Annotated in this window: 16 protein-coding genes; 2 read left to right on the forward strand and 14 right to left on the reverse strand. The window is 68.2% G+C overall.

Annotated features, from left to right (window positions below):
- Position 1 precedes the first annotated feature (1 nt).
- The 6 genes from HTA01S_RS04440 to HTA01S_RS04465 all read right to left on the reverse strand — a co-directional run bounded on the left by HTA01S_RS04440 (position 2) and on the right by HTA01S_RS04465 (position 5,595).
- Positions 2-412 (reverse strand): hemerythrin domain-containing protein, encoded by a 411-nt coding sequence (locus tag HTA01S_RS04440; RefSeq protein ID WP_068167386.1) that lies wholly within the window; start codon positions 410-412, stop codon positions 2-4.
- A gap of 339 nt (positions 413-751) precedes the next feature.
- Entirely contained in the window at positions 752-2,362 is a 1,611-nt protein-coding gene (locus HTA01S_RS04445; RefSeq protein ID WP_068167387.1) for an MFS transporter, read from the reverse strand.
- A gap of 164 nt (positions 2,363-2,526) precedes the next feature.
- Entirely contained in the window at positions 2,527-2,919 is a 393-nt protein-coding gene (locus HTA01S_RS04450; protein WP_068167388.1) for a hypothetical protein, read from the reverse strand.
- Between the two features lie 4 nt (positions 2,920-2,923).
- Positions 2,924-3,406, reverse strand: a complete 483-nt coding sequence (locus HTA01S_RS04455; RefSeq protein WP_068167389.1) for a thioesterase family protein — start codon at positions 3,404-3,406, stop codon at positions 2,924-2,926.
- A 96-nt stretch (positions 3,407-3,502) separates the two neighbouring features.
- Positions 3,503-4,912 carry a heavy metal sensor histidine kinase gene (locus tag HTA01S_RS04460; protein ID WP_084235847.1) on the reverse strand — a complete coding sequence of 470 codons (1,410 nt, stop codon included), beginning with the start codon at positions 4,910-4,912 and terminating at the stop codon, positions 3,503-3,505.
- Positions 4,909-5,595, reverse strand: coding sequence for a heavy metal response regulator transcription factor (locus HTA01S_RS04465; RefSeq protein ID WP_068167390.1), 687 nt, complete (start codon positions 5,593-5,595; stop codon positions 4,909-4,911). Before HTA01S_RS04465 ends, HTA01S_RS04460 begins: the two co-directional genes overlap by 4 nt.
- 209 nt (positions 5,596-5,804) lie before the next feature.
- Between HTA01S_RS04465 and HTA01S_RS04470 the strand changes: the two genes are divergently transcribed.
- Positions 5,805-6,173: a DUF4148 domain-containing protein gene (locus HTA01S_RS04470; protein WP_068167391.1), complete on the forward strand. Its 369-nt coding sequence runs from the start codon at positions 5,805-5,807 to the stop codon at positions 6,171-6,173.
- Between the two features lie 71 nt (positions 6,174-6,244).
- On the opposite strand, the gene HTA01S_RS04475 is transcribed toward HTA01S_RS04470, so the two are convergent.
- The 7 genes from HTA01S_RS04475 to HTA01S_RS04505 are packed head-to-tail and all read right to left on the reverse strand — an operon-like array spanning position 6,245 to position 14,677.
- A complete protein-coding gene (locus tag HTA01S_RS04475; protein ID WP_068167392.1) occupies positions 6,245-7,411 on the reverse strand; it encodes an acyl-CoA dehydrogenase family protein in 1,167 nt (388 codons plus the stop codon).
- Positions 7,411-9,432: an acetyl/propionyl/methylcrotonyl-CoA carboxylase subunit alpha gene (locus tag HTA01S_RS04480; protein WP_068167393.1), complete on the reverse strand. Its 2,022-nt coding sequence runs from the start codon at positions 9,430-9,432 to the stop codon at positions 7,411-7,413. Before HTA01S_RS04480 ends, HTA01S_RS04475 begins: the two co-directional genes overlap by 1 nt.
- A complete protein-coding gene (locus tag HTA01S_RS04485) occupies positions 9,429-10,247 on the reverse strand; it encodes an enoyl-CoA hydratase/isomerase family protein (protein ID WP_068167394.1) in 819 nt (272 codons plus the stop codon). Before HTA01S_RS04485 ends, HTA01S_RS04480 begins: the two co-directional genes overlap by 4 nt.
- Positions 10,248-10,258: 11 nt before the next feature.
- Positions 10,259-11,431, reverse strand: coding sequence for an acyl-CoA dehydrogenase family protein (locus tag HTA01S_RS04490; RefSeq protein WP_068167395.1), 1,173 nt, complete (start codon positions 11,429-11,431; stop codon positions 10,259-10,261).
- 23 nt (positions 11,432-11,454) lie between these two features.
- The gene (locus tag HTA01S_RS04495) at positions 11,455-13,062 is read right to left on the reverse strand and encodes an acyl-CoA carboxylase subunit beta (protein WP_068167396.1); all 1,608 of its coding nucleotides are present in this window, start codon (positions 13,060-13,062) and stop codon (positions 11,455-11,457) included.
- Complete coding sequence (locus HTA01S_RS04500; RefSeq protein WP_068167397.1) at positions 13,059-13,967, reverse strand: SDR family oxidoreductase; 909 nt, start codon at positions 13,965-13,967, stop codon at positions 13,059-13,061. The genes HTA01S_RS04495 and HTA01S_RS04500 overlap by 4 nt, the downstream gene beginning before the upstream one ends.
- Complete coding sequence (locus HTA01S_RS04505) at positions 13,964-14,677, reverse strand: TetR/AcrR family transcriptional regulator (protein WP_068167398.1); 714 nt, start codon at positions 14,675-14,677, stop codon at positions 13,964-13,966. The genes HTA01S_RS04500 and HTA01S_RS04505 overlap by 4 nt, the downstream gene beginning before the upstream one ends.
- Positions 14,678-14,790: 113 nt before the next feature.
- Between HTA01S_RS04505 and HTA01S_RS04510 the strand changes: the two genes are divergently transcribed.
- Positions 14,791-15,396 carry a hypothetical protein gene (locus tag HTA01S_RS04510; RefSeq protein WP_068167399.1) on the forward strand — a complete coding sequence of 202 codons (606 nt, stop codon included), beginning with the start codon at positions 14,791-14,793 and terminating at the stop codon, positions 15,394-15,396.
- A gap of 20 nt (positions 15,397-15,416) precedes the next feature.
- On the opposite strand, the gene HTA01S_RS04515 is transcribed toward HTA01S_RS04510, so the two are convergent.
- Positions 15,417-16,751 (reverse strand): PQQ-dependent sugar dehydrogenase, encoded by a 1,335-nt coding sequence (locus tag HTA01S_RS04515; RefSeq protein WP_084235848.1) that lies wholly within the window; start codon positions 16,749-16,751, stop codon positions 15,417-15,419.
- Positions 16,752-16,765: the final 14 nt, after the last annotated feature.

The following is a 16,765-nucleotide window of genomic DNA, read 5'->3' on the forward strand; positions in this document are numbered from 1 at the left end:
ATCACGCAGCCTCGATGCGCGGGTAGAAGTCGCGGTTCTCGCGCTGCATGCGCTCGTGCACCATGCGCAGCACGCGGTTGGCGTCGTCGCGGAAGCCCTGTTCGTCGCGACACACGCTCTCGGGCCGGTTCCAACGCCGAGCGAAGGCCTCGTAGGCCTGGGCGATGGGGCCCATGTCATTTTGGTACTGCTGGCCCATGCGCGCCAGTTCGGGGTTGTCGCCACGCTGCAGAGCCGGGTACAGCGCCTGGTCTTCCACGGCCAGGTGCAGCTTGATGGTGGAGCTCATGCTGACGACGAGTCTTGCAATGCCAGCAGCGTTTTGCGCCACCCCAGCCTGCGCCAGACGCCGCAGGGCCGAGATGTTGCCCATGATGTCTACGTGCTGGTGTTTGAACTTGTCAATGTTCATGGAATGCTCCGTGGAAGAAGAGACTGGCCGGGGGGAACGATGCACGACCGAAGTGGCTTCGGTGTACTCGAACTGACCCCTCTTTTTTAAAGATTCATAGTATATGCATCTTTATGTACCATCACAATTCCGGGCAGTGTTGCCCGCTTGTGTTCCATGGTCATTGGGCAAATGCCGGCCCCTGTGAGGGAACGGAACGAACTGCAGGCTGGGTGCGGTCATGCGACTTTGATGACTGAGCTTTCGAGAGCACCACAACCGCCCCCCCGGACCGGTTGCTCGGCCAAGCCCTGCCAGTCCAAGTCTCGGGAACGAAGGTACACGTCACCCATTCGACCATCACGCCGACACGCTCTTGCGCGACACCGCGTCTTGAATGTCTTCCAGACGGCGTCCGCGCGTGTCGATGCCGCTCCTGAGCAACATGACTGCCGAGATCGTCAGCGGTATCGCAATCAGCGCGGCCGACACCGCCATATTGCTGAACACCCCGAGCACGCCGAAGGCCGCACCGAGAATGCCGCCCAGCTTGGAGCTGGCGGCGATCATGCCGGAGCCGGTGGCGCGCAGATGTACCGGATAGATCTCTGCGGCATAGGGAATCAAGATGGCAATCACGCCACTGGCGCTGACCAGCAAAAGCGCGGTGGCGATCACCATCGCGGTCGCCGATTGCGTTCCGGTCATGCTCATCACCACAAACGCCAGCAGCGTCAGGGTCGTCAAGGCGATGAAAAGTACCAGCGTCTTGATGCTGCTCCAGCGGTGGTACAGCAGGATCACCAGCGCAATGCCAGGCAAGGCGAGAAACGCGGAGCGCGCCAGCAGCGCGCTGGCTGTGCTCGCATCCATGCCCATTTGGCGCAAATTGGTCGGAAGCCAAAGCAGGAATCCGAAGTTGACCAGTCCCCATGCAACGCCGCCGACGATCAGGCCATAGCTGATGCCGGCATGGCCGCCGCGCAACAACTGCCGCATGCCTGTGGTTTCTCGCGGTGCATTTGCCGTCGCAGACTGCGCCTCGGCACCCGATTCCTGATCAATGACGCCAGAAAACCTGGCCAGCACCGCGCGCGCCTGGTTGGTCAGCCCGGCATTGGCCAGGAATCGCGGCGACTCGGGAATGAAGCGGTCCAGAAATATGATCAAAGCGCCTGTAGGCAATCCCAGCAGCCAGAGCGCGCGCCAACTGAACAGCGGTTCAAGTACGCTGGCAGCACCAGCGGCCACCAGGTAGCCGGCCGATGTACCGATGCCGCCCAGTGCGACCAGCAGCCAGCCGCGATGGGTAGCCGGAATCATCTCGGCCATCAAGGTAAACGTGATCGGCAGCAGACCGCCGGCAGACGCGCCCATCAAAAAGCACATCACCAGATTCCATTCGAACGACGGCATTGCCCCACAGATGGCAGTGCCGATGAACATCAGCGCAGACAGAAGAATCGCCGCGCGCCGACCGAAGGTATCGGCCAGGTAGCCCCACACGATAGACCCCACCGTGGTGCCGGTCAGGGCGACCAGCGGTAAATAACCCGCGAGTTCCTTGCTGATGCCGTATTCGAGGGTCATGCCCGGCATGACGAAGCCGAGCGTTGCCGGCTTCATCACATCGACGGTCAGCGCGATGATCAGCACGATGACCAGCTTCCAGTGTTCGCGGTTCAGTGCGACGCCATCGGCAATGTGAAAGTGAAGCGGTGAGCTGCCATGCAGGCTCTGCCGCATCTGACCGAGCCGTGGCATCAGGCCGTAGGCGGCAAACAGCAGCCCGACGGGGATCAGCCCCATGCCGACCAACATCGCCGTATCCATCGGCATACCGGCCATTTGGTAACCCATGTCTGCGGCACAGACAAACATGGGGATGTGCGACAACACACCCGCGATGATGGCAGCGCAACCCAGCCAAAAGGCAAACGGGTGATGAAACGAGAGGCCGTTGGAGGACATTTTGTTTGTTTGAATCAGCGTGGTAACCCACTCGCCAAGAGCTTTTCGAAGGTATTCGACGGCGCACAGCCCAGCGAAACAAAAATTTCATCGGGCCGGATCGAGCGGTAGCTTAACTTGGAAGCGAATGGCACGAGCATCCGCAACCGGCCGAAACCTACCTCTCAACCGCCCCCAACCCGCCGAGCCTCCACCTCAAACGGGTTGTCCCAATAGGCGCGCCGCCCCCGCGCCCACTGCCAGGCCCCAGCCAGCAGATACGCCGGCAGAAACAGCGGCCCCCAGCGTTCGCACTGCCGCACGTGTACCCGCTCATGCGCGCGCAGGCGCTCCAGTTCCAACGCATGGGTGCCCAGGATCACGTGGCCGAAGGTGATGGCGGCGAAGGGCCAGCGGTGCCTGGGCTGTCTGCGCAAGGCGGCGATTTCGAGCACGCCGTCGACACGGCTGAAGCGCGCACCGGCCGGGATCAGCAGCAGCCCGAGCACCAGGCCGACGAAGGTGTTGGGCGAGGCCCAGAGCCACAGCGCCCAGCGCGTGAGGCGGCTCCTTTTCATGGCCTCACGACACGATGTACGCGCCCGATCCGCAAGACAGCAGCTTGCCGTCGGCACCCAGGAACTCCATGCGCGTGCTCGCCACGCGCGAGCCCAGGCGCATGACTTCGGCGCGCAGTTCGAAGTGTTCGCCGATGCCGGGGCGCAGGTAGTCGATGCGCAGGTCGATGGTGCCGAGCTTGGCGAAGCGGTGCAGGCGCTGCTCGGGCGCTTCGTCCATGTGGCGCGCGCCAATGGCGGCCATGCAGGCCAGGCCGCCCATGGCGTCGAGCCCGGCGCTGATGACGCCGCCGTGGATGCGGTTGTAGCTGTAGTGGCCCACCAGCTCGTGCCGCATGTCGATGCGCGCGGTCACGCGCTCGGGTTTGAGGCTGGTGATCTTCAGGCCGAGCACCTGGTTGAAGACGATTTTTTCCTCAAAGATGGTTTTGAGGCCGGCCACGAAATCGGGCTCGAATTCGACGGGGATCGGGGGTGGGGTGCGCATCGAGCCATTGTGGCTGATGCGGCTTGCGGCCACAGCCCCCGGCCGCGCGGCGAGCGGGCCCGGGTGTCGCGCACAGGTCAGCGCGGCGGGGGCCCATCAAGCGGTTTGCGGCCCCAGGGTGAAACCGATCTGCGTCACGCGGTTGTGCGAGCGGGCGAAGGTGTTGCCGGCGTGCATGCGGGCGATGGCGGCGACGATGGCCAGACCCAGGCCGTGGTGGGTTTCATCGGGGCAACAGCGCGCCGCGTCGGCGCGGAAGAAGCGGTCGAACAGATGGGGCAGGTGCTGCGGTTCGATGGCGGGGCCCTGGTTTTCCACCACGACCTGCACCTCGCTGCTGGCGGCGCCGTCGGTGCCGGACTCGATCTTCACCCGCACGGTGGAACCGGGCTCGGCGAAGCGCGAAGCGTTGCCCATGAGGTTGGACATGGCGCGCTTGACGAGGGCCGCGTCCACGGCGACCCGGGCATCGCCCTCCACCGTGAAGTGCAGGCCGGCTTCGTCGAGCACGCCTTCGTGGAACTCGGCCACCTGGTGCGCCAGCTCGGCCAGGCTCACCGGTTCGCTGCGCCGGGCGGTGGCGCCGCGGTCGGCCTGCGAGAGGAAGAGCATGTCGTTGACGATGGCCGAGAGGCGCTGCATTTCTTCCAGGTTGGACGCCAGCGTGTCGCGCAGCGACTCGACGTTGCGTTCGCGCGAGAGGGTCACCTCGGTCTGGCCGATCAGGGCAGTGAGCGGCGTGCGCAGTTCGTGCGCCACGTCGGCGTTGAAGGCTTCGAGCTGTTCGTAGGCTTTCTGCAGTCGATCCATCAGGGCGTTGAACTGGGCCACCCAGGGGTCGAGCTCTTCGGATGAGCGCTCCACCACCAGGCGCTGGTCAAGCCGCCGCGGCGAGATGCCGTTCATCTGCCGCGTCAGCGAGCGCAACGGGCGCAGCTCGCGGCGCACCAGCCACTGGATCGCAAAGCCGGCCGCGGCCGAGCCGAACAGCGTGGTCATGAACAGGGTGATGGCGGCTTCGCGCTGGATGCGGTGGTCGTGCGTGGTGTCCATCTCCAGCTGCACGCGCACCTTGCCGCCGGCCACGCGCTCGGCAGGCACGTCGAACGCCAGGCTGCGGCTGTGGGCGAACGGGGGCACCTCGTCGCGAAAGAGCACGCTGCCGTCGCCGCGCCACATCTGCAGGCGGGTGGACGAACGCACGGGGTCGAACAGAGTCATGCGCTGCAGCAGACCGGCCTCACCGTTTTCGCAGGCGACTCCGATCGCATGCGACAGGTATTCGCGTTTGTCGTCCAGCGTGGTCTGCTGGTCCACCTCCATGCGCATGGCGATGGCCGAATACTTGGCCACGCTGAGCACGCCCAGGGCCACGAACATGAGCAGGGCCATGGCGCGCGAGAGGCGGCGCGCGATGGACGGCCCGCACGGCAGGGGCAGGCACCGCGCAGTGGACCCGCTGGCCGGCGGGTCGGTGGGCTCGGAGAGCAGGGTGGCGGGGTTCATGCGGCGCGCTCTTCCAGCACGTAGCCCATGCCGCGCACGGTGTGCAGCAAGCGGGTGGGAAAAGGGTCGTCGAGCTTGGCGCGCAGGCGGCGCACCGCCACCTCCACCACGTTGGTGTCGGAGTCGAAGTGCATGTCCCACACCTGCTCGGCCAGCGTGGTGCGCGACAGGATCTGGCCACGCCGGCGCGTGAGCAACGCGAGCAGGTTGAACTCCTTGGCGGTGAGGTCCAGCCGCTGCGCGCCCCGCGTGCAGCGGCGCGAGACGAGGTCCACCTCCAGATCGGCCAGGCGCAGCACGGTGGCGGCCTGCGGGCTGGCGAAGGCGCCGCGGCGCAGCAGCGCGCCCATGCGCGCGAGCAGCTCGGAGAAAGCGAAGGGTTTGACGAGGTAGTCGTCGGCCCCGCCTTCGAGGCCCTTGACGCGGTCTTCGATCTTGTCGCGAGCGGTCAGCATGAGCACGGGCGTCTTGCTGTCTTCGGCGCGCAGGGCGGCGAGCACGCCGTAGCCGTCAACGCCGGGCAGCATCACGTCGAGCAGCATCAGGTCGTAGCTGCCGCCGGTGGCCAGGCGGCGGCCTTCGATGCCGTCGCGCGCCACGTCCACGACGTAGCCGTTTTCACTGAGGCCCTGGTGCAGGTACTGCGCCAGTTTGGGTTCATCTTCGACGACAAGGACACGCATCGCTGAGCTCACAGAGGGGTTGACCGATCAGGCGGGAATGGTCGCATATGCCGTGCCAACGCGGGATGACAACTTTGTAATCTGGCGGTTCGGAAAACGTGGTTTTGGTTGTCAAGAATTCATCCCCAGGGAAGGCACAACGGCTTTCCCATCGAAGCCCGACCAGGGAATTCGACCCACCGTTCCACAGCCCTCCAAGGAGTTTCACCATGAACCGCAAGCACCTCTCCGCCATCGCCGTCGCCGTCCTCGCCCTGTCCGCCAGCCAGGTGTTCGCCGCCGACGGCCCCAAAACCCGCGAACAAGTGAAGGCCGAACTGGCCGAAGCCGTTCGCACCGGCAATGTGATCGCCAACAACGAAAGCGGCCTCATGCTCAACCAGGTCCGCCCCGATCTGTACCCCGCCCAAGCGCAGTCGGCCGGCAAGACCCGTGAACAGGTGAAAGCCGAACTGGCCGAAGCCATTCGCACCGGCGACGTGGTGGCCGATGGCGAGTCGGGCAAGAAGCTGAAAGAGCTGTACCCCAGCCGCTACCCCGCCCCCACCATGGGCGGCAGCTTCACCGCCACGCGCTAAGCCCGCGCGCCCTGCGCTGCGCGCAGACTCCCGACCAGGAACCCCGCTCCGATGAGCGGGGTTTTGTCGTTCTAGATTCCAAGTTGGCGCGCGGCCAGTTCTTTCATGATCTCTTCGGCGCCGCCACCGATCATCAGGACCTTGACTTCGCGGTAAAGGCGCTCGCTCACGGTGCCGCGCATGAAGCCCATGCCGCCGAGGATCTGCACGGCGGCGTCGGCGCAGAACTGCATGGTCTGCGTTGAATGATTTTTCAGCAGGCAGACCTGCGCCACCCATTCCGATCCCTGGTCTCCAGCGTCCGCCCGCGCGCCCACTGCATCGACCCAGGCCTGGGTGGATGCGATGCGCATCTGCATGTCCATGAGCTTGTGGCGGATCACCTGGCGCTCGATCAGCGGCGCGCCAAAGGTCTGGCGCTGGCGCGCCCAGGCCAGGGCCTCGTCGTAACAGGCCTCGGCAAAGCCCAGCGCCATCGCGGCCAGCGCCAGCCGCTCGCCGTTGAAATTGCTCATGACCATGCGAAAACCCGCGCCCTCTTCGCCCAGCCGGTAGCGCGCGGGCACGCGCAGGCCGTCGAAGCGCAGGTGCGCGGTGTCGGAGCAGAGCCAGCCCATCTTCTGCAGCGGCGTGCGCGAGAGGCCTTTCGCGTCGCACGGCACGGCGATCATGGAAAGGCCGCTGGCGCCTTTGCTTTGCAGGTCGGTGCGCACGGCGAGCGTGATCCAGTCGCAGCGCATGCCTGAGGTGATGAACACCTTTTCGCCGTCGATCACGTAGTCGCCGCCGTCGAGCCGCGCGGTGGTGCGCAGGCTCGCCACGTCGGAGCCGCCGCCGGGTTCGGTGATGCCCAGCGCCGCGATCTGCTCGCCGCGCAGCACCGGTGGAACGATTTCGGCCTGCTGCTCGGCCGTGCCGTGAGCGAGCACCGGGGGCAGGCCGATGTTGTGTGAAAACAGGCTGGCCATCACGCCGCCGCTGCCGCCATGGCGCGCCAGCGTCTGCGACATGGCGTTGCGCACCGACCACGGCGCGGGCGTGCCGCCCAGGGCCTCGGGGTAGCCCAGACCGAGCAGGCCCAGCCCGGCGGCCTGCGTGTAGAGCACGCGCGGGAATTCGCCCGCCTCGTCCCAGGCGTTCACATGGGGCGCGATGGCCTGGGTGGCGAAGCGCTGCACGGTGTCGAGCAGCGCGCGGCGGTCTTCGGGGGTGAAATTCGGGGTCGGGTCAGCGTTCATCACAGAAAGGTTGCGAGCAGTTGGCCGGGAGCCACCTGCTGGCCCGGCACCACGTTCAGACTTTCGATCACGGTGTCGTGTAGCGCATGCAGGGTGTGCTCCAGCTTCATGGACTCGATCACCAGCAGCGGCGCGCCGCGCGCCACCGTCTGCCCGGTCTGCACATGCAGGGCGATCAGCTTGCCGTTGAAGGGCGCGCGCAGCTCGCGCAGGGCGCCCGCGCCGGCAGCGCGCTCGCGCGGCGTGTGGCTCAGGTCGTCGAGCCAGAGTTCGGCGCGGGTGGCCTCGCCCGCCCCACCGCCGCTCAGCTGCACCTGCCAGCGCGGCGCAACGCCGCCGGCGCCCGCAACGGGCACGGCGTGCGCCACCCAGCCCACGCCGCCCTGCGTGATGCACAGGCCGCCCGCGTCGGCCCGCAGCAGGGCGCGCCAGGTCTGCTCGCCCTGCGTCAGCACCAGATGGCTGCCCCCGGTTTCGCGCACGCCGAACTCCAGCACCTCGGCACCCAGACCCAGCCGCAAGGCTCGCGGGAACGGGCAGGCCAGGGTGCGGGCCGGTGGCTGCTGCGCGTACAGCAACGCCAGCGCGGCCACCCGCTGGGCGTCGGCACCGGGTCGCAGCCCTTCGCGCAACGCGTCGCCGTGTTCGGCCAGGAACGGGATGCGCGCTCCGCCCGCGCCAAACACCGGGTGGCGCAGGCAGGCGGCTAGAAAGGCGCGGTTGGTGGGCAGGCCGAGCACGCGGGTGTGATCCAGCGCGTGGGCCAGGCGGTGCATAGCCTCGGCGCGGGTGGGCGCGTGGGCGATGAGCTTGCCCAGCATCGCGTCGTAGTGCGGCGTGACGGCGCTGCCGGTTTCCAGCGCGTGGTCGAACCGCAGGCCGGGCGCGGACAGCGCGGGCTCGGCGAAGTGGCGCACCACGCCGGTGTGCGGCGTGTGGTGTTCGTCTTCGGCGCACAGGCGCACTTCGACGGCGTGGCCGCTGAAGCGCACCTGGTCCTGGCTGAGCGGCAGCGGCTCGCCGCGCGCGATGCGCAGCTGCCATTCGACGAGGTCGAGGCCGGTGATCATCTCCGTGACCGGGTGTTCGACTTGCAGGCGCGTGTTCATCTCCATCAAGAAGAAGGGAGTTTCCCCCTCTCCCGCCTGCGGGAGAGGGCCGGGGTGAGGGCTCTGCCCACACCCATCCTCCAGCAAAAACTCCACCGTGCCCGCCCCCACATAGCCCGCCGCTTGGGCCAGCGCCACAGCGCAGCGGCCGAGTTCGGCGCGCAGTGCCGGCGACACAGCCGGGCTGGGTGCTTCTTCAATGATCTTCTGGTGGCGGCGCTGCACCGAGCAGTCGCGCTCGCCGAGGTGGATGCAGTGGCCGTGTGCATCGGCAAACACCTGCACCTCGACGTGGCGCGGCGCCAGCAGGGCGCGCTCGATCAGCAGGTCGCCGTTGCCAAAACCGGCCAGCGCTTCCGAACGCGCGCCGTGCAGGGCGGGCAGCAACTGCGCGGCGTCGTGCACCAGCCGCATGCCGCGCCCGCCGCCCCCCGCCACGGCCTTGACCATGAGCGGAAAGCCGATGCGCTGTGCCTCGGCGATGAAGATCTGATCACGCTGGTCCTCACCAAAGTAGCCGGGCAGGCAAGGCACGCCCTGCGCCAGCGCCAGGGCTTTCGCGGCCGATTTGCTGCCCAGCGCGCGGATGGCGGCGGGCGGCGGGCCGACCCAGATGAGGCCCGCGTCGAGCACGGCCTGGGCGAAGTCGGCGTTTTCACTCAGAAAGCCGTAGCCGGGGTGCACCGCGTCGGCGCCGGTGGCGCGCGCGGCTTCGAGCAGCTTGTCCACGCGCAGGTAGGAATCGGCCGAGGCCAGGCCACCGAGCGCGAACGAGGTGCCCGCTTCGCGCACGTGCAACGCGTCGCGGTCGGCGTCGGAGTACACGGCCACGGTGGCGATGCCCATGGCGTGGGCTGTACGGATCACCCGGCGGGCGATCTCTCCCCGGTTCGCGATCAGCAGGCGTCTCACGAGTCGCCCTCCGTCGAGCGCGGGGGTACATCCACCCACGGCGCGGGCTGCTTCTTCGCGAAGGCGGCAAGGCCGGCCGCGGCTTCGGGGCCGCGCAGCGCGGCGGCGAAGGCGATGGCGGCTTCAGTGCGCAGGTCGGGCGCCTTGGCGCGCAGGCGGTGCAGCAGCTGTTTCGTGGCGGCCACCGCGCCTGGGGCGGCGGCACGCAAGGCCCGCTCTGTTTCCGCCACGGCGGCACCGAGCGCGTCGTCGGCCACCACGGTGTTCACGAGGCCGGCGGCCTGCGCCTGCGCGGCGCTCCAGCGCGCACCGCTCAGCAGGCACTGCCGCGCGACCGCGTCGCCCAGCCGCTGCCAGACGAAGGGCGCGATCTGCGCCGGCGGCAGGCCCAGCGTGACCTCGGGCGTGGCGAAGACCGAGCGGTCGGTGGCGATCACGAGGTCGGCACAGCACACCAGGCCGAAGCCCCCGCCCATGGCCGGGCCGTCCACCGCACAGACCAGCCATTGCGGCAGCTCGGTAAGTGCGTGCAACACGTCGCCATAGCCGCGGTTCATGTCAATCAGCGGGTCGTCTTCCCCGGGCTGCAGCGGCTGGCCGATGGCGCTGGCGAAACCGCCCAGGCTGCCGCCGGCGCTGAAGGCCCCGCTCGCGCCGGTGAGCACGATGCCGCGCAAGCTGGTGTCCTGCTTGGCGCGCAGGCAGGCCTCGAACAGGCCGAGCACCATGGCGTCGGAGAGGGCGTTGCGCGAAGCAGGGTCGTTGAGCGTCCAGCGCTCGGTGTCACCCTGCCGCACTACCAGGAAGTTGCTCATGCCGCGCCCCTTCAGTGCGCCGGGCGCTTGGCGATGCCCATCATCTTGGTGAGGATGCCGAGCATCACCTCGTCGGCGCCGCCGCCAATCGAGGCGAGCCGCCCGTCGCGGTACATGCGCGAGACCCGGTTCTCCCAGGTGAAGCCCATGCCGCCCCAGAACTGCAGACAGGTGTCGGGCACCAGCCGGTTCAACCGGCCGGCTTTCAGCTTGGCCATGGTGGCCCACTCGGTCACGTCCTCGCCGGCCACGTAGTGTTCGCAGGACAGGTAGGTGAGCGCGCGCAGGCTTTCCACCTCGGTCTTGAGCTCGGCCAGCTTGAACTGCACCCACTGCTGGTCGGCCAGCGTGGCGCCAAACAGCTTGCGCTCCTGCGCCCATTCGATGGTCCATTCGATGCAGTTGGTGAGGCTCTGCAGCGTGCTCGCCGCGCACCACAGGCGCTCTTCCTGGAACTGCTGCATCTGGTAGATGAAACCCGCGCCCTCGGCGCCGATGCGGTAGCGCTGGGGCACACGCACTTCGTCGAAATAGATCAGGCCGGTGTCGCTGCTGTTCATGCCGATCTTCTTGATCTTCTGCGCCACCTCGATGCCTTTGACCAACTGGCCCTTCTCGCGCATGGGCACCATCACCAGGCTCTTGTTCTTGTGCGCGGGGCCGTCGCTGGTGTTGACCAGCATGCACATCCAGTCGGCCTGCAGGCTGTTGGTGATCCACATCTTCTGGCCGGTGATGACGTAGTCGTCGCCGTCCTTGCGCGCCACGCTCTTGATGGCGGCCACGTCGCTGCCCGCGCCGGGTTCGCTCACGCCGATGCAGCCCACCATGTCGCCCGCGATGGCCGGCGCGAGGAACTGGGCGCGCAACTCGTCGCTGCCGAAGCGCGCCAGCGCGGGTGTGGCCATGTCGGTCTGCACGCCGATGGCCATGGGAACCCCACCGCAGTGGATGTGGCCCAGCGTCTCGGCCATGGCCAGGCTGTACGAATAGTCCAGCCCCGCACCGCCGAAGGCCTCGGGCTTGGTCAGGCCCAGCAGGCCGAGCTGGCCCAGACCTTTGAACACCTCGTGCGCCGGGAAGATCTCGGCCGCTTCCCACTCGTCCACGTGGGGGTTGATGTGCTCGTCGATGTAGCGCTTGAGCGTGTTCTGGATCTCGCGGTGTTCGTGGGTGAACTGCATGTCTTGTCTCCTGTGGTGTGAGGTCACATCCGCGCCACGCCGAACTGCATGGGTCTGGGCTGGCGCGCCGCCGCTTCGGCGCAGGTGTCGAGGCAGAAGCTCAGCACGGCGCGCGTGTCGCGCGGGTCGATCACGCCGTCGTCGAGCACCAGGCCGCTGGTGTAGAACGCGTCGGCCTGGCTTTCGAACACGTGGACGATCTGATCAAACTGCGCCTGCATCTGAAGCGCGTCGGGCGCGATGCCTTTGCGCGCCAAGCCGGCCTCGGCCACGATGCGCATGGTGCGCGCGGCCTGCTCGCCGCCCATCACCGCGGTGCGTGCATTCGGCCAACTGAACAGGAAACGCGGCGCGTAGCCGCGGCCGCACATGCCGTAGTTGCCGGCGCCGAAGCTGGCGCCGCACTGGATGGTGATCTGCGGCACGGTGGCGTTGGTCACGGCCTGGATCATCTTGCTGCCGTGTTTGATCATGCCGGCCTGCTCGCTCTCCTTGCCGACCATGTAGCCGGTGGTGTTCTGCAGGTAGATGAGCGGGTGGCCGAGCTGGCACATCCACTGGATGAAGTGCGTGGCCTTGTTGGCGCCCGCCACGTCGATGGGGCCGTTGTTGCTGATGAGGCCCACCGCGTGGCCGCCGATGCGGGCCTGGGCACAGACCGTGGCGGCGCCGTAAAGGGGTTTGAATTCGAGGATGTCGGAGGCGTCGGTGATGCGCAGCAGGACTTCGCGCATGTCGACCGGTTCGCGGTGGTGCGGGGGCATGAGGGCGAGCAGGTCGTCGGCTTCGTGGAGGGGCGGGGGGGCTGGGGTTGGGGCCCGCGACAACCAGTCCAACTGCCCCAACACCTGCCGAGCAATGCCCAGCGCCTCCCGGTCATCCTCCGCCAGGTACTCCCCCAGCCCCGACACACCCGTGTGCATCTCCGCCCCACCCAACTCCTCTTCGGTCGCCACCTCGCCGGTGGCGGCCATCAACAGCGGCGGGCCGGCGAGAAATGCCCGCGAGCGCCCACGCACCATGATCACCACGTCGCTCAGGCCCGGCATGTAGGCCCCACCCGCCGTGCCCGAGCCGTGCTGCACCGTGATCACCGGCAGGCCCGCGGCCGAGAGGCGCGCGAGGTTGCGGAACAGCGCCCCCCCGAGCACGAAGCCTTCGACCTGGTATTTGGTGAGGTTGGCGCCTGCGCTTTCCACCAGGTGCACGAAGGGCAGCTTCTGTTCGAGCGCGATGGCCTGCACGCGCAGGATCTTCTCCAGCCCACGCGGCTGGATCGCCCCGGCCTCGATGCCCGAGTCGCTCGCCACCACCATGCAGCGCACGCCGTTGATGAAGCCGATGCCGGCCACGACGCCGCCACCGGGCACGGATTTCTCGGGGTCTTTGCAGTCCTGCAGAAAGCCGGCGAGCGAACACAGCGGCAGGAACGGCGCGCCCGGGTCGAGCAGCAGGCCGATGCGCTCGCGCGGCAACAGCTGACCCCGCTTGTCGAACACCGGCTTCGATTTCGCCGAGGCCTGGGCGGCACGGTCTTCGAGGGCACGCAGTTGCGCGATGCGCGCCAGCATGGCTTCGCGGCGCTGCTGGGCCTGCTCGCTGTGGGGGTTGAAGCTGGATTGAAAGCTCATGCCTGGAACACCTTCGGCGCCACATACCGGTGAAACCCTTCAAACGGCTTCACCGCGTCGCGCCCCTGCGCCTCCACCGGCGCGGCCACCTGGCCCCAGCCCATGCGCACCTGCGGCCGTGCGCCGTCCACGCGCAACACCGTGCCGCTGATGAAACTGGCCGCTGGCGAGAGCAGGAACACGATGGCCGCCGACGTTTCCGCCTCGTTGCCGAAACGCCCGGCCGGCACGGTGTCGCGCATCTCGCGCAGCATGGGGCCGGCCTCGGGCGGGTAATGGTCCATGCCGCTGGAGGCGATGTAGCCCGGCGCCACCGCATTCACGCGTACGCCGCTGCGCGCCCATTCGACGGCCGCGGTTTCGGTGAAGCTCACCATGCCCGCGCGCGCCGCGCCACTGTGGCCCATGCCGGGCATGGAACCCCAGATGTCGGCCACGATGTTGACGATGGCACCACCCTGCGCCTGCATGCTCTGCAGATAACACTCGCGCGCCACCAAAAAACCGCCGGTGAGGTTGGTGTCGATCACCGCCTGCCAGCCCTTGGCGCTGATCTGTTCCAGCGGCGTGATGTACTGGCCGCCCGCGTTGTTCACCAGGCCATCGATGCGGCCGTGTTCGGCCACGATGGCCGAGACCATGTGACGCACCGCGTCTTCCTGCCGGATGTCGCAGGCGTGGAAGCTGGCGCGCCCACCATCGGACGCGATCTCGTCCACCGTTGCCTGCAGTTTGTCGGGCTTGCGCCCCACCAGTACCACGTGCGCGCCCAGGCTGGCGAGCTCGTGCGCGGTGCAGCGCCCGATGCCCGAGCCCCCGCCCGTGACCACCACCACCCGCCCGGCCAGCAGACCCGGCGCGAACACCGAGCGGTAACCGGGTGGTTTTTGCGTCAGTGCACTCATTCGAGCACCTCCGAGCGGCGCGTTGCGGTGCGGGCTCCCTTCGGAGCGACCGGGTCTTTCAGAAAAAGCTGCAGCGTGGTCTGGGTCAGGTCGTCCAGCGAGGCCTGGCGCGCCGGGTCGTACCACTGCACCGACCAGTTCAGCGCGCCAAACAGCATCAGCCGCGCCAGCCCCGGGTCGCCGCTCAGTTCGCCGCTGGCGTGCAGGGCCTGCAACACCGGTACCCAGGCGGCTTCGTAGTCGGCCTTCTGGTGGTTGACCTCGCTGCGCTGCGCCTCGGACAACGAACGCCATTCGTACAGCATCACGGGGATGAAGTCGCTGTCGGGCCCAAGCAGCACCTCGTAGTGGTTGCGCACCAGCACTTGCAGGCAGTCGCGCGCGCTCAGCGGCTGCGCGCTCGCCGCGGCGGCCATGGCGGCGGTCTGGCGGCGCAGCGCGCTTTGCATGCCCTCCTGCATCACAGCCGCGAGCAGGGCTTCCTTGCTGTCGAAGTGGTAGAAGGGCGAGCCCGAGCGCATGCCCGCCGCGGCGGCGATGTCGCGCGTGCTGGTGGCGGCAAAACCCTGCTGGCGAAACAGGCGCGCCGCCGCACGCAGCAGGGCCTGGCGGCGGTTGCCGTCGTCGCGTTCGTCGGCGGTCTTGGGCGGGCGGCCCCGGGCGCGGCGCGGCGCGGCGGGGGCGGGCAAAGGGAGGCTGGCGGTGCTCATGGCTTGGAACCATAGCAGGCCGCCCTATTTATAGCAAGCATTTGCTTTGTATAAATATCCGTCGCGCTCACCCCGGCGCCGGGCGGCCCGCAAAAGGGCCGGACAATAGCGGCATGGACATTTATGTGACGCTGATCCTGATCGGCCTGGGCGTGTACGCCGCGAAGAACCGTGAACAACGCCAGCGCATCGCGCTGCTGGGGCACTGCCTGCAGCCGTACCAGCTGGAAAAGCTGATGGAGCAGCTCACCGAGGGCTACCTGCGCGCCCTGGGCGAAGCCGATCCCGAGCGGCGCCAACAGATCTGGAACCTGCTGGCCACCACCGAACAGACGCTGTGCCGGCAGTTCGACCGCCTGGCCGCCGACGTGGCGCGCCTGGGCGAGGTGCAGACCCGTGTCAGCACCTGGCCGCTGGCGCTGCCCTGGGCCACCCGGCTGGCCGCCGGCGCCACCTTCGATCTGCGCGAGGCGCTGGCCATCCACGCCAAGGGCATCGCCTTCGTGGCGCAGAACACGCAGGACCTCAGCCCCAAGGACAAGGCCTACATGCTGTCGGCCGAGCTGTTCCTGTTCCAGCACACCTGCCACTGGTTCTGCCGCTCCAAGATGGTAGCCTCGGCCCGGCTGCTGACCCGGCACAAGACGCCCTACGAACAGGTACTGGACTCGGTGTCGTCCCCCACGCGCCAGGCCTGGCGCGCGCTGCTGGGGTCCTGAGCGCCCAGCCCACCGCTGCGTCAAGGCGAGGCGCTGACGCGCCAGACCACGTTGCCCACGTCATCGGCCACCAGCAGCGCCCCCTGCGTGTCGATCGCCACGCCCACCGGCCGGCCGAAGGCCTCTCCGTCGGCGCTGAGAAAGCCGCCCAGCACATCGCGTGCCGGTCCCAAGGGCTGCCCACCGCTGAAGGGCACGAAGACCACCTTGTAGCCGCTGTGCGGGCGGCGGTTCCACGAACCGTGCTGGCCGATGAACATGCCGTTGGTGAACGGCGCGGGCAGGCGACTGCCAACGGCGGACGCCAGACCCAGGGGCGCGACGTGGGCACCCAAAGCAAAGTCGGGCACCACGGCCTTGGCCACCTGGTCTGGCGCGGGCGGCTTGACGCGGGTGTCGACCCGCTGGCCGTAGTAGCTGTAGGGCCAGCCGTAGAAGGCGCCGTCGCGCACCGAGGTGAGGTAGTCGGGCACCAGGTCGCTGCCAAGCTCGTCGCGCTCGTTGACCACGGTCCACAGCGTGCGGCCGCTGGCGTCCCAGGCCAGGCCGACCGGGTTGCGCAGGCCCGAGGCAAAGACGCGGTGCGCGCCGGTGCGGATGTCCACTTCCCAGACCGCAGCCCGGCCTGCTTCGGCCGCCATGCCGTTCTCGCCGATGTTGCTGTTGGAACCGACGCCCACGTAGAGCCGCTGGCCGTCCGGGCTGGCGAGCAGGCTCTTGGTCCAGTGGTGGTTGATCGGTCCGCCGGGCAGGGCCAGCAACTGGGTGCCGGTCGCGTTGATGACCGTGTCCCCACGGCGGTACGGAAAGGCCAGCACCGCGTCGGCGTTGGCCACGAACAGGCGTTCGCCCACCAGCGCCATGCCGAAGGGCGAGTTCAAACCACTGAGCAACACCGAGCGCAGGTCGGCCACACCGTCGCCATCGGTGTCGCGCAGCAGGGTGATGCGGTTGGCGCTGGGCACGGCGGCGCCCGCGCGCTTCATCACCCGCCCCATCACCCAGGCTTTGATGCCCGTGGGCGGGTCCGCCTTGGGCGGCGCGTTGCTTTCCGCGACCAGCACATCGCCGTTGGGCAGCACCAGCAGCCAGCGCGGGTGGTCCAGGTCGCGGGCGAACGCCTGCACCCGCAGGCCCGGCGCCGGGGTGGGCATGGCGTCGGCCGGCCAGCCCCGGGCCGGCGCGATGTTCACCATGGGGATCAGCGCCCGGCTGGGCGCCGGCAGCGCGGGGTTGTTGCCCGAGCCCTCGGCCACGGTGAAGCGGGCGGGCTCGGCGCAGGCGCCCAGCAACAGCAGGCAGGCGGTGCCTGCGGCAGCCCAGGCTGCGCGAACCGTGGGAGTCGCGAAGGTCATGGTGTGTCTCCTGG

The organism is Hydrogenophaga taeniospiralis CCUG 15921 (assembly GCF_001592305.1).
GTDB classification, from domain to species: domain Bacteria; phylum Pseudomonadota; class Gammaproteobacteria; order Burkholderiales; family Burkholderiaceae_C; genus Hydrogenophaga; species Hydrogenophaga taeniospiralis.

Coding starts and splice junctions, on each gene's coding strand:
- HTA01S_RS04465 (WP_068167390.1), bottom strand. CDS start 5,595: ATGCGTGTCCTTGTCGTCGAAGATGAACCCAAACTGGCGCAGTACCTG.
- HTA01S_RS04485 (WP_068167394.1), bottom strand. CDS start 10,247: ATGAGCAACTTCCTGGTAGTGCGGCAGGGTGACACCGAGCGCTGGACG.
- HTA01S_RS04460 (WP_084235847.1), bottom strand. CDS start 4,912: ATGAACCCCGCCACCCTGCTCTCCGAGCCCACCGACCCGCCGGCCAGC.
- HTA01S_RS04510 (WP_068167399.1), top strand. CDS start 14,791: ATGGACATTTATGTGACGCTGATCCTGATCGGCCTGGGCGTGTACGCC.
- HTA01S_RS04455 (WP_068167389.1), bottom strand. CDS start 3,406: ATGCGCACCCCACCCCCGATCCCCGTCGAATTCGAGCCCGATTTCGTG.
- HTA01S_RS04500 (WP_068167397.1), bottom strand. CDS start 13,967: ATGAGTGCACTGACGCAAAAACCACCCGGTTACCGCTCGGTGTTCGCG.
- HTA01S_RS04470 (WP_068167391.1), top strand. CDS start 5,805: ATGAACCGCAAGCACCTCTCCGCCATCGCCGTCGCCGTCCTCGCCCTG.
- HTA01S_RS04450 (WP_068167388.1), bottom strand. CDS start 2,919: ATGAAAAGGAGCCGCCTCACGCGCTGGGCGCTGTGGCTCTGGGCCTCG.
- HTA01S_RS04475 (WP_068167392.1), bottom strand. CDS start 7,411: ATGAACGCTGACCCGACCCCGAATTTCACCCCCGAAGACCGCCGCGCG.
- HTA01S_RS04445 (WP_068167387.1), bottom strand. CDS start 2,362: ATGTCCTCCAACGGCCTCTCGTTTCATCACCCGTTTGCCTTTTGGCTG.
- HTA01S_RS04505 (WP_068167398.1), bottom strand. CDS start 14,677: ATGAGCACCGCCAGCCTCCCTTTGCCCGCCCCCGCCGCGCCGCGCCGC.
- HTA01S_RS04440 (WP_068167386.1), bottom strand. CDS start 412: ATGAACATTGACAAGTTCAAACACCAGCACGTAGACATCATGGGCAAC.
- HTA01S_RS04490 (WP_068167395.1), bottom strand. CDS start 11,431: ATGCAGTTCACCCACGAACACCGCGAGATCCAGAACACGCTCAAGCGC.
- HTA01S_RS04515 (WP_084235848.1), bottom strand. CDS start 16,751: ATGACCTTCGCGACTCCCACGGTTCGCGCAGCCTGGGCTGCCGCAGGC.
- HTA01S_RS04495 (WP_068167396.1), bottom strand. CDS start 13,062: ATGAGCTTTCAATCCAGCTTCAACCCCCACAGCGAGCAGGCCCAGCAG.